This window comes from Proteus sp. STS61-E, from assembly GCF_040932335.1.
In the GTDB taxonomy this organism is placed as follows: domain Bacteria; phylum Pseudomonadota; class Gammaproteobacteria; order Enterobacterales; family Enterobacteriaceae; genus Proteus; species Proteus mirabilis_B.
Window position 1 is genome coordinate 196,187 of record NZ_JBFQGE010000007.1, and the last position, 12,153, is coordinate 208,339.

12 protein-coding genes are annotated in these 12,153 nt (G+C 39.4%); 4 read left to right on the forward strand and 8 right to left on the reverse strand.

The genetic code is table 11. The features are described 5' to 3' along the window. The first annotated feature begins 192 nt into the window (after positions 1–192). Positions 193–1,407 carry a sodium/glutamate symporter gene (gltS, locus tag AB4J89_RS16000; protein ID WP_088494334.1) on the forward strand — a complete coding sequence of 405 codons (1,215 nt, stop codon included), beginning with the start codon at positions 193–195 and terminating at the stop codon, positions 1,405–1,407. Between the two features lie 149 nt (positions 1,408–1,556). On the opposite strand, the gene recG is transcribed toward gltS, so the two are convergent. From recG to AB4J89_RS16030, 6 genes are all read right to left on the reverse strand, one after another. After that, a complete protein-coding gene (gene recG / locus AB4J89_RS16005; protein WP_088494335.1) occupies positions 1,557–3,644 on the reverse strand; it encodes an ATP-dependent DNA helicase RecG in 2,088 nt (695 codons plus the stop codon). A gap of 4 nt (positions 3,645–3,648) precedes the next feature. Beyond that, positions 3,649–4,371: a tRNA (guanosine(18)-2'-O)-methyltransferase TrmH gene (gene trmH, locus AB4J89_RS16010; protein WP_088494336.1), complete on the reverse strand. Its 723-nt coding sequence runs from the start codon at positions 4,369–4,371 to the stop codon at positions 3,649–3,651. A 2-nt stretch (positions 4,372–4,373) separates the two neighbouring features. Next, positions 4,374–6,500, reverse strand: a complete 2,127-nt coding sequence (spoT, locus tag AB4J89_RS16015; RefSeq protein ID WP_088494337.1) for a bifunctional GTP diphosphokinase/guanosine-3',5'-bis pyrophosphate 3'-pyrophosphohydrolase — start codon at positions 6,498–6,500, stop codon at positions 4,374–4,376. A gap of 29 nt (positions 6,501–6,529) precedes the next feature. After that, positions 6,530–6,805 (reverse strand): DNA-directed RNA polymerase subunit omega, encoded by a 276-nt coding sequence (gene rpoZ, locus AB4J89_RS16020; RefSeq protein ID WP_006534607.1) that lies wholly within the window; start codon positions 6,803–6,805, stop codon positions 6,530–6,532. A gap of 54 nt (positions 6,806–6,859) precedes the next feature. Continuing rightward, the gene (gene gmk, locus AB4J89_RS16025; RefSeq protein WP_088494338.1) at positions 6,860–7,483 is read right to left on the reverse strand and encodes a guanylate kinase; all 624 of its coding nucleotides are present in this window, start codon (positions 7,481–7,483) and stop codon (positions 6,860–6,862) included. A 305-nt stretch (positions 7,484–7,788) separates the two neighbouring features. Then, positions 7,789–8,406, reverse strand: a complete 618-nt coding sequence (locus tag AB4J89_RS16030; protein WP_088494339.1) for a trimeric intracellular cation channel family protein — start codon at positions 8,404–8,406, stop codon at positions 7,789–7,791. A 136-nt stretch (positions 8,407–8,542) separates the two neighbouring features. On the opposite strand from AB4J89_RS16030, the gene AB4J89_RS16035 reads away from it, so the two are divergent. The 3 genes from AB4J89_RS16035 (at position 8,543) to AB4J89_RS16045 (ending at position 11,364) form a co-directional block, all read left to right on the forward strand. Beyond that, entirely contained in the window at positions 8,543–9,829 is a 1,287-nt protein-coding gene (locus tag AB4J89_RS16035) for a DUF3748 domain-containing protein (RefSeq protein ID WP_368469912.1), read from the forward strand. Positions 9,830–10,046: 217 nt separating this feature from the next. Next, positions 10,047–10,934 carry an endonuclease/exonuclease/phosphatase family protein gene (locus tag AB4J89_RS16040; RefSeq protein WP_368469914.1) on the forward strand — a complete coding sequence of 296 codons (888 nt, stop codon included), beginning with the start codon at positions 10,047–10,049 and terminating at the stop codon, positions 10,932–10,934. Then, on the forward strand, positions 10,924–11,364 hold the full coding sequence (locus AB4J89_RS16045) for a hypothetical protein (RefSeq protein ID WP_368469916.1): 441 nt from the start codon (positions 10,924–10,926) through the stop codon (positions 11,362–11,364). The genes AB4J89_RS16040 and AB4J89_RS16045 overlap by 11 nt, the downstream gene beginning before the upstream one ends. Before the next feature lie 64 nt (positions 11,365–11,428). On the opposite strand, the gene AB4J89_RS16050 is transcribed toward AB4J89_RS16045, so the two are convergent. Then, positions 11,429–11,749, reverse strand: a complete 321-nt coding sequence (locus tag AB4J89_RS16050; protein ID WP_088494342.1) for a DNA-binding transcriptional regulator — start codon at positions 11,747–11,749, stop codon at positions 11,429–11,431. Beyond that, positions 11,742–12,128: a type II toxin-antitoxin system RelE/ParE family toxin gene (locus AB4J89_RS16055; RefSeq protein ID WP_088495983.1), complete on the reverse strand. Its 387-nt coding sequence runs from the start codon at positions 12,126–12,128 to the stop codon at positions 11,742–11,744. The genes AB4J89_RS16050 and AB4J89_RS16055 overlap by 8 nt, the downstream gene beginning before the upstream one ends. Positions 12,129–12,153: the final 25 nt, after the last annotated feature.

A 12,153-nucleotide genomic window follows, 5' to 3' on the forward strand; every position in this document is an offset into this window, starting at 1 on the left:
CAAAAGCAATCGTTTGCGTAAAAATGATGTTATCAAAATGCATAAGAGGCGCTCACATTTTTATATGTTTTAACTTGTGTTTGTCTCCGTTTTTTTTTCTAATCGGGGATACCTGCTTTTGGCGTTGTTTATGGATGAACTTAGCGTCGTAGTATTTTTATATAAAATTAACAAATAAGACGGGGTACATAAATGTATCATCTTGATGTTTATGGCACGCTGGTTGCGGCCACTTTGGTTCTCTTGATCGGACGTAAGTTAGTGAAATCTGTTCCTTTTTTAGAACGGTATACGATCCCAGAACCGGTTGCAGGTGGGCTACTTGTTGCAGTTCTTCTATTAGCATTCAAATCTTTTATGGACTGGGAAGTGAGTTTTGATCTCTCACTTAAAGATCCATTAATGCTGGCCTTCTTTGCAACAATTGGTTTAAACGCAAACCTCGCGAGCTTAAAAGCGGGAGGAAAAGCGCTTTTTATTTTCATCTTTGTTGTTGTTGGGTTGTTGCTAGTGCAAAACACAGTCGGTATTGCATTGGCGAAAATGTTAGGTCTTGATCCATTAATGGGATTACTGGCTGGCTCGATTACATTATCGGGTGGTCATGGTACAGGGGCTGCTTGGGGTAAAACCTTTGTTGAAAGCTATGGTTTTATGAGTGCGTCTGAAGTGGCGATGGCTTGTGCGACCTTTGGTTTAGTTTTAGGGGGATTGATTGGTGGCCCAGTTGCACGCTACTTAATCAAAAATATCCCAACGCCGGGATTAGGTGCTGACGACCATGAAATGCCAACGGCGTTTGAGAAGCCAACAACAGGCCGAATGATTACTTCAATGGTTTTATTAGAAACTATTGCGATGATCTCTATCTGTTTAATGGCTGGTACGTTCCTTTCTCAACTGTTAGAAGGTACGGCATTCTCACTACCGACCTTTGTGTGTGTTCTGTTTATTGGTGTGATTTTAAGTAATAGCCTTTCAATGCTTGGGTTCTACCGAGTTTTTGATAGAGCAGTGTCAGTCTTAGGTAACGTGAGTTTATCGTTATTCTTAGCAATGGCATTAATGAGCTTGAAATTATGGGAGCTTGCGTCACTGGCGATCCCGATGCTGGTTATTCTAGGTGTTCAGGCGGGTGTTATGGCGTTGTACGCTATTTTTGTGACATTCCGTGTGATGGGTAAAAACTACGATGCAGCGATTTTAGCGGCGGGTCACTGTGGTTTTGGTTTAGGTGCTACACCAACGGCGATTGCGAATATGCAAGCTGTAACAGACCGTTTTGGACCGTCTCATCTTGCGTTTTTAGTCGTGCCAATGGTTGGGGCGTTCTTTATTGATATTGTGAATGCGATAGTGATCAAACTGTATCTACTGCTGCCATTCTTTACGCCTATAGCGGGATAGTTTTACTGTTATAACTTGAGAAATATCTCTGTATTAAATCGCACCCCAACGTTGGTTTTCAGCATTGGGGTGTTTTTTATGGTGTGTTCTATTTCAATATCGCACTAAATCGCGTTTAACGGCATGCTAAGGCTATGCAAAAAGTGATCTTACGCTTGGCTATATTGTGTCTTGGCAGGTAGCCAGCGTTCGATTAAGGCTTGAGAATGCTTAGGATAGTGTTGATGTAGGTAACGAGCGATACGTTGAACTTCAGGAATAAGCCCTTGATCACGTAATAAATCAGCGACTTTAAATTGTGCATTACCCGTTTGTTTCGTGCCTAAAAGCTCACCGGGGCCACGAATTTCGAGATCTTTTTGTGCAATGACAAAACCATCATTGCTATCCCTTAATACCTGCAATCGCAACCGCGCGGTTTGAGTGAGTGGGGTTTTATATAACAAGACACAATGAGAGGCGATAGCACCTCTGCCTACACGCCCACGTAATTGGTGTAACTGTGCTAGCCCTAGTCGTTCTGGGTTATCAATGATCATCAAACTTGCATTAGGTACGTCAACGCCAACTTCAATCACTGTTGTTGCAACTAAAAGTTGTAGCTCATTTTCTTTAAATGCCGCCATTACAGCTTGCTTCTCTGCGGGTTTCATTCGCCCGTGTACCAATCCTACTTTGATTTCAGGGAGCGCAATTGTCAGCTCATCATAGATAACTTGGGCTGCTTGTGCTTCAAGTACTTCCGAATCTTCAATTAAGGTACATACCCAATAAGCTTGTCGATCCTCTTCTGTGCAAGCTAGTCTAATGCGTTCAATAATGTCATTACGGCGAGTGTCAGGGATAGCGACAGTGGTAACAGGTGTACGCCCTGGCGGTAATTCGTCGATGATAGAGGTGTCCATATCAGCATAAGCGGTCATCGCTAATGTGCGTGGGATTGGCGTTGCTGTCATCACCAATTGATGAGGGTGAAAGCCTTGCTCTTCACCTTTTTTCCATAAGGCAAGGCGTTGATGCACACCAAAACGGTGTTGTTCATCAATAATCACTAAGGCTAGAGAGTGAAATTTAACTTGTTCTTGGAAAATCGCATGTGTTCCAATAATGATCGATACTTCACCATTCGCAATGGCATTTTGCTGCGTTTCGCGGGCTTTCCCTTTCTGTTTTCCTGCCAACCAACCTACTTGGATACCAAAAGGCTCAAACCATTTCCTAAAGGTTAATGCATGTTGCTCTGCCAATAATTCTGTTGGTGCCATTAAAGCCACTTGCTTGCCATTAGCAATAGCACGTAACGCACTTAATGCGGCAACTAGCGTTTTACCTGAGCCTACATCTCCTTGGATCAATCGCATCATTGGATAGTCTTTTTCTAAATCTGTTTCTATCTCATTGACGACACGTTGTTGTGCATTAGTCGGGGTAAAGGGGAGAGAGGCGAGAAACTGCTGACGTAATGTTGATGTATTTGGCATAAACAATGGCTCTGCACGATAAGATTGTGCGCCAGCTCTTGCATTGAGCATACCTAGATTGTGAGCCAGCAATTCTTCAATAATTAGCCTTTTTTGTGCAGGGTGCTGTCCTTTCTCAAGCTCTGCAAAAGCGATATCTGGAGGCGGATTATGCAGTGTACGTAATGCAGTAGCCAACGGCGGCAAACCGTGGATAAATTGCTCAGGTAATAATTCGTTAATAGCACAGGTATCAAGCAATTCTAATGCTTGCTCTATTAATTTACGTAATGATGTTTGGCGTAAGCCTTCTGTCGTTGAATAGATGGGAGTGAGTGTTTCTTGCAGTTTAACTTCAGAGCCTGCAACTTTGATTTTATATTCAGGGTGAATAATTTCAGGGCCCCGACTTCCTCGCTTAACTTCGCCATAAGCAGTGACTTGTTTACCTTGAGCAAGGTTATTTTTCATCGCCGCTGTAAAGTTAAAAAAGCGAAGTGTTAAAATTCCAGAGCCGTCAGAAATTTGACAGGTCATCATTTTACGACGACCAAAACTGACTTCAGTTCTTAATATTTCGCCAGAGACAGTGGCAGGAATACCGGGAAGGAGATCACTGATAGCATAGAGGTGCGTTTGATCTTCATAACGCAAAGGAAGGTGGAGTAACAAATCCTCAATAGTCACAAGCCCTATTTTTGCCAGCTTGTCTGCCTGACTTGCACCTACGCCGTGAAGAGTGGTTAAGGGGATTGTATCAAGCAGTTTTCCTTTCATGGGATCAATACTCCGTCTTTTTTAATTTCCTAAGTTGTTTTTGCGTCATTTGCATTTCCGCCCACCATGATTCAGGGGCTTCAATTTCACCGCTGCCATTAATATAAGGGCGAGGCAGTCCTTTACGACGAGAAACTTCTGCCAAAACCGGGTATCCGCCTTCAAAGAGAAGAATTTGCTGTTCTTCTTCTGTTAAGGTGCTCTCTGTTCGGTTATACATACCCGCAGCCTGACGTTGGCGTTGTGCTTCATATAAAATTAGTGCACTGGCGACAGAAACATTTAGGGATTGTACCATTCCCATCATCGGCACAATAATATCTTGATCTGCAAGCGCGATAGCATCTTGTGAGATACCTGTTTTTTCTTGTCCCATAATAATACAAGTTGGGCGCGTGTAATCAATCTCACGAAAATCAACCGCTTTATCTGAGAGATGAGTCGCAAGAACTTGCATACCTTGGGCTCGAAAGGCGTTAACCGCTTCTGTGATAGTAGGATGAGTTTCTACATTGACCCAGCTATTACTTCCTGCTGCGGGGGAAACTAACATCCGCATTTTTTCTTCAGGCCAAATAGCATGAATTTTAGGAATGCCCACAGCATCAGCCGTTCTGATAACGGCTGCAACATTATGGGATTTATGCACTTCTTCAAGGCAGACGGTAAGATCAGGCTGCCGCATCGCCATCATTTGGCAGATGCGGGCATATCGAATTGAATTCATGACTAGTTTTTATTACGGCTAACGCGCAGAACGTCTGGCATGATGCGAAGTTTACGCATGATATTGGCTAATTGAATTCTGTCTTTCGCCGTTAAGCGAATAAAAGCACAATATACGCGACCGTCTTTCTCTTCTGTATTCATACTTTGAATACTTGAGTTAGCATCGTTAATAGCTGCGGTTAAGTTTGCTAAAGCGCCTTGGTGGTTAATCATATCGACTTTAATTTCAGTAATGAAATCGCTGTTGATCTCTTTATCCCACTCGACAGGCATGAATTTTTCAGGCTCTTTTTGGTAACCACGAATATTACGACAAGATTCATGGTGAATAACCAAACCTTTACCTGGGCTAATATGTGCAACGATAGGATCACCCGGAATAGGGCGGCAACATTTAGCGAAGGAGATTAATACGCCATCAGCGCCTTTAATTGGGAGTTTAGGAGTTTCATCATTGGTTGTTTCTGCTTGTGCGTTTTCATCTTGATTTTGACTATCAATCAATAAATTACGCGCAACAACAACGCTCATGGTATTACCTAAACCAATTTCAGCCATTAAGTCGTCGATTGAATGAAGCTTCATACGCTTCAACTCGCGCTCAATATTTTCAGCTGAAATATCAGCAAGCTTGTGCTCGCCTAATGCGTGATTAAGTAAACGACGACCTAGATTAATAGAGTCTTCACGTTTTAGGTTTTTCAGTAGTTGTCGAATTTTAGAGCGTGCTCTTGAACTGACAACAAAGTTTAGCCAAGCCGCATTGGGTCTTGCACCTGGAGCGGTAATAATTTCAACCGTTTGTCCGGTGCGTAGCGATTGTGAAAGTGGGTAAGGTTGTCTATCAACCCTTGCACCTACACAGGCATGACCGATATCAGTGTGTACAGCATAAGCAAAATCGACAGGAGTAGCGCCTGTTGGTAATTCAACAATGCGACCTTCTGGCGTGAAAACGTAGATTTCATCAGGAAAGAGATCGGATTTTACGTTCTCAATAAATTCAAATGAGCTACCCGCGCTTTGTTGCAATTCAAGTAAACTTTGCATCCAGCGTTGAGCTCTAACTTGTGCCGTTGTGCCCGGTTGTTCACCTTGCTCTTTATAAGCCCAATGTGCTGCAACCCCCATTTCTGCCATTTGATCCATATCTTCAGTACGAATTTGCACTTCAACTGGCACGCCATGAGGGCCAATAAGTGAAGTATGAAGAGATTGATAGCCGTTGGCTTTTGGGATTGCAATATAGTCTTTAACTCGACCGGGGCGCGGTTTATAAAGACTGTGCATTTGACCTAAAACGCGATAACAGGTATCGACTTCTTTCACGATCACGCGAAAGGCGTAAATATCCATGATCGAGTGAAAACGTTGCTCTTTTAACAACATTTTCCGATAGATAGAGTAAAGGTGTTTTTCGCGACCGTTAACTTTGCATTCGATATGCGCTTCTGTCAGGCGACCTTCAATTTCAGAGAGGATTTTATTAATCATCTCTTTACGATTGCCTCGAGCTGCTTTAACGACTTCTTTGATTACACGGTAGCGATTTGGATGTAGCGCCTCGAAACCCAGCTCTTCAAGCTCTGTTTTGATATGGTGTATACCTAAACGGTGTGCGAGAGGGCTGTAAATTTCGAGTGTTTCGCGAGCAATACGGCGACGTTTATCTGGGCGTAATGATCCCAGTGTGCGCATATTGTGAGTTCGGTCTGCCAGCTTGATCAAAATGACGCGGATATCTTTTACCATCGCCATAATCATCTTACGGAAGTTTTCAGCCTGAGCCTCTTTTTTGTCTCTAAACTTCAATTTATCAAGTTTAGACACCCCTTCAACAAGATCGGCAACCGTACTACCAAAGAGGCTTTCGATATCTTGGAAGGTTGCAGGTGTATCTTCGATAACATCATGCAACAGCGCCGCCATCAGCGTTTGCTGGTCTAATCGCATATCTGCGAGAATACACGCAACCGCAACAGGGTGAGTAATATAAGGCTCACCACTTGAACGAGTTTGTCCCTCGTGGGCATTTCGGGCGACGATAAAGGCTTTTTTAAGTTGTTCAACTTGCTCCGATGGCAAGTATTTTTGAACGATTTGATTCAGGCTTTCAAACAGGTACAAGGCAGACCTACCCCTATTTTATAAAACGATTAACGACGACCTTCCGCAATCGCTGAAACAGCTTGTAATTCTGCTGCTTCTTGCTCTTGTTGCTCTTGGCGTTCACGAGCATCAAGAATTTTACCGTTAATCAGGCCTTCTTCGATTTCACGTAGCGCGACAACAGTCATTTTATCATTTTCTTCTGGAACTAAAGGATCTTTAGCGCCAACTTGTAACTGACGCGCACGACGTGCTGCGACCAGAACGAGGTCAAAACGGTTACCAATTTTCTCTACAGCGTCTTGAACGGTTACGCGTGCCATATTTGTGTTACTCCACCATTAACGAAATGACTGGGCATAATACTGAAAGTTAACTCAGTCTGCCAATAATTTGCTGATTAAATCACCATGTCGTAGCGTTTGACGATCAAGGCGTAATTTTTCTGAACGAATAATTGATTGTAAATCAGCAAGCGCAGTATTGAAATCATCATTAATCAGCAAATAATCATACTCATTAAAATGTTCCATTTCCGATACAGCTTGCGACATACGTTTTGTAATCACTTCTTCGCTATCTTGTCCACGTCCACGAAGTCGGCGGTAAAGCTCTTCTTTTGACGGTGGCAGAATAAAAATACTGCGAGCTTCTGGCATCGCTTTACGCACTTGCTGTGCGCCTTGCCAGTCGATATCTAAAAAAACATCTACACCACTGGCTAAGATTTCTTTGATAACTTTGCCGGATGTTCCGTAATAGTTACCAAAAACACAAGCATGTTCGAGGAAATCCCCGCTGTCTATCATGCTTTTAAATTCTTCTTCAGTAACAAAGAAGTAATGTTCACCATGGTTCTCTCCCGGTCGCATAGAGCGGGTTGTATGAGAGACAGAAACCTGTGTGTCATATAAAGGCTGTGTTTTTAACAGCGCTTGAATAAGACTTGATTTACCCGCACCGCTTGGAGCGGAAACAATATAAAGTGTTCCTTGGATCATGATGACTTTCTGAATTTGACTGGAGAATTAAGTATAAATACATGTTTAGGGAGCAAATCCCCCATATAGTATACACATACAATGAATGACATACAGTGCCCATGTTTAATACAGGGCCATTTTTTTCTTATTACATTCTATTTTCTGAATATAGAAACAAGAGAAAAATTAAACTATGTCAATATTAACATACAATTAAAGGCTCAGTGATAGGAATTACCTTTTATCACAATAGCGAAAAGAGATTATATTTTGAGATACCCCACAGAATCAAAAAGAACCGCTGTCGTTAAAACAGCGATTCGTTAATCTTGATTCTCGTAATTAAAGACAGGTAAGCCTAATTTATAACGAATAGCGAGAAGTCGAGCTGTTAACCCTGCAATTAGGGTAATGATGATAATGACGTCTCTTGGTAACGGTGTATAAAACAGTAATCCCATATAAAGCCACGCAGCACCAAAAGCGATACCGGCATAAATTTCTTTTTGGAAAACTAAAGGAATGGTATTACAAAGCATATCTCTTAATACGCCACCAAAAGCACCCGTAATCACCGCAGCAATAGCAGCAATAATTGGGCCATAGTCCATATCGAGTGCGATTTGCGCACCGATAATAGAGAAAACCATTAGACCAATGGCATCTAAGATAAGAAAGAGTCTCTGTAGGTGTTTCATCATGGGAGCAACCCACATGGTGATAACAGCAGCACATGCAACAGTGACGATATATTCAGGGTGTTTTACCCAACCCAGCGGGTAATGGCCGAGCAGAATGTCTCTGACAGAGCCACCACCAATGGCAGTTGCAGAGGCGATAATAATAACGCCAAAAACATCCATTTTACGACGACCAGCAGCAAGCGCACCGGTCATGGCTTCTGCAGTAATACCAATAATATAGAGAACACTAAGTAACATGATTTTCTAATTTTCTGACTATTTAGTGAGGGTAGAATAATTACCTTGCGAAAAAGTCTCGACTGAATTTTTTTAGTGCCAGGTAAAATTAATTAGTTTTTATAATGTGGAAATTTATTTCCCGATAAGGATAAATATGTCTTTTCAGGAACACCAGATTACGTTTGATAGCCGTCATCATCAGCTAACTAATATAAATGTTTGGACGCCAGATAGCCAGTGGTTAGTCTATGATGTACGTCCCAATGGGGGATCTTTTACAGGTCTAACCATAGAAAAAATTCATGCGAAAACAAAACAGCAACAGATCATTTACACAGCAACACAAGGGGCACATGCAGGGGTTGCGACAGTAAGCCCAACAGGGCCCGTGCGTTATGCCTTTATTCATGGGCCAGAAAACCCAGATAATGAATGGCATTATGACTTTCATCATCGTCGAGGTGTGATTGTTGATGAATCAGAAAATAATCGTGCATTTAATATCGACGCTTGTTCGTTGACATCACCTTATCAAGCCGGCGCATTACGTGGCGGTACACATGTTCACGTCTTTAGCCCTGACGGCACACGTTTAAGCTTTACCTACAATGATCATATTATGCATGAACTGGGGAGCGAATATGATCAACGTAATGTGGCTGTTGCTGTGCCACTAAAAGCGGTTAATGTCGCTAAAAAACATCCTCGTGAATATGACGGTGAATATTTTTGCACTGTAATAAGCCAAACTGTTGCTTATCCACAAAAGGGAAGCGACGAAATTAATAAAGCTTATGAAGAGTGTTGGGTTGGTACTCAAGGTTATATAAAGGCTGATGGTTCACAGCAGCGTTGGGCTATTGCATTTATCGGCGATACCATGAGTGAAAATGGTGATAAAGTCGCTGATATTTTCTTAGTGGATTTACCTGATGATAATCAGGCTTTCAGTGTTGAAGGTGATAAACCATTGGCAGGAACGGATACAACAATGCCCGCGGTGGCTAAAGGTATTCATCAAGTTCGCCTAACAAATACAGCAAATAGAAAATATGCAGGTGTTTTAAATCAGCCCCGTCACTGGTTAAGAAGTTCCCCAAAAGGTGATGCGATTGCTTTTTTAATGAAAGATGATAACGGTATTGTGCAGTTATATACGGTATCACCGAGTACGAAAGAGATAAAACAAGTCACCTCGCAGGATTGGGATATTCAGTCAGCCTTTACGTGGAATAGTAACGGACAATATCTCACCTTTATTTGTGATAACAGCGTGATGCTATGTAATGTGAAAACGGGTGAGTTAACTCGATTAACAGAAAGAACAGCACAAGCACCAAGTAGTGATGCAGTCGTATTCTCTCCAAATGACCAATATATTGCATTTATGCGTGATGTTGATGGTTATCGCCAAATATTTACAGTAGAGACTGGGTTGTAAAGTTTTATCATATATAAATAAGGTATCTTAAATAATAAGGTACCTTTTAATTTAATAAAAAACTAATAGTTTAAATATGAATTAAAATATTTGTTTATTTTGATTTGTTTTATTATTTTTTCTATTTTCATTTATTATGCTAAATTACTAAACTTTAGTAAGATAATAACTAGTAATATTTAAAAATAATTTATTATTAATGGAATGATATATAAAAATGGAATTGAATTTATGCTGGTGGAATATGGGATTATCTCCACCAATAAGGTCAAGTAAGCAAATAGATATAGAAGATATTGGATTGGCAAAACAATATCTTAGAAAAATAATAAAAGAGAGAACGCTTGATATAGTTGCACTTTGTGAGATTTCTAAAAGGGAAAACATAGATTTTAAACAATTAGCTTGCGAATTAAACATGGAATATGTCGATTTATCAGGAAAGATAGGTCGTATACTTATTGATATTTCTATAATGTACAATATGAATAAATTAGCATTTATCTCAAGTAAGTTTTTAACTAAACTTCAACCTGATAATAGAACAATAAGAGTGGGTGTCAGTGTTTCATTTAAAGATTTTGAAAATCAAAAAATGATCACATTCTTTTTATCACACTGGCCATCTGTACTAAGTACTGATGAAAAAACTAGGCGTATAGCTGCCCAAGAGTTGAGAAATAGTATTGATAAGTTATTTGAAAATAAAGGAAAAGACACACAAATTATTTGTATGGGTGATTATAATACTGAACCTTATTCTGATGTGATGATTAATACATTATATGCAACAAGAGACTATCACATCATAAAAAAGAAAAGAGAACTATTATTTAATCCATTTTGGTATCTTTTGTCGGATAAGAAAACGAATAACTTAGGCACGTATTATTATAATTCAGTATCAATAAATCGATGGTATGTTTTTGATCAAATGATTTTCTCTTCTTCATTTTTATATGGGAAAGAAGACTGCTTTAAGTTAGATCTCGAACAGCTTGATTTCTATCGGATATTAAATGATGCTAATCACTGCCTCGATGATATTTTCTTTAAAAAGTTTGATCATTATCCAATATTTTGTAGGGTTTCACATGAACGATGAAAATAATTTTTTTGAAAAGATAAAGGCTTCATTGGATAGAGCATCCTCTATTATTGATATAAAAAATAAAATAGAGAATAAAATAAATATAGTTATCGAAAAATTAGAAGTGATCACTAATAATAAAATTAAAGTATTATTTAAAGATAATCATCATTACAGCCCTAAATTTATTAATAGTGAAAGACTTATTTATATTGATAAATTAAATACAAGTGATAAGTCTGGATTTATATTATTTGGTTATAGTTTTAGTAAAATAAATGGTTTTCCTATTGAAATAGAAACTGAAATTGAATCTTTTTATGCGGAAGACATTGATGATTTACTGCATATTATTGTGAGTATTATTGATAAAGAATCGATAAGAATTATGGAGCTTGTTCATCATCCTTTAAAAGATAATTTAAGTAAGAATAATGATGTTTGATAAAAACCGGCATTGCTTTCACAATGCCGGTTTATCTACTAACAAGTATTTAGTAGAAATAATCTTAGATTGAAATTGCTTTATTATCTATTAAATTCAAAAGTCTCAGTGCTGCTCCATTGGGTTTAATTTCGTTCCGCTCCCATTTTGATACACTCTCTTTTGTCATATTTAGTATTAAAGCAAGAGACGATTGCGAAATGTTATTTTGCTCGCGAATTCTTTTTATATCTTCACCACTCATTGGAGTCAGGTGAGCATATCTTTCTTTTAATTCTTTGGCTTTTATTCTGGCTGCAATTCGTCTAGCCGATTCTCCATCGGTTATTCCCGCAACTTCCATTTCTTGTGCAAATTTCAGCATTTCTTTCATTTTATCAGTCATGTTTAACCTCCGTTAAAAGGCCTAGTGCAATCATCTTATCTATTTTATTTTTAGTTGCACTGAAGAGATCTTTTGCCAGATCTTTATAGGATTCTAGCTCATCATCTGTAATTTCTTTAGATTTTTTAGAGCTTAAGTGAGATTTTTTCCATCCATCAGCAAAGAATAAATTACTTCCCTGTTTATAAAATATAATTGTTCTAATTCCACTACTCTTTCCTTTTCCTTGGATACAGATCCGTTTTTTGATAATCCCACCACCTAAGTCAGCTTCAAAGTGTCCTGCATATACTTCGTTGGCAATATCTATTAAATCAGCATCATTGATAGGTATTTTCTTGAAATTATTTTTGAACATCTTTGTTTTATAGATAACCATCACTTCCTCTGTGGTAGTTTTTACT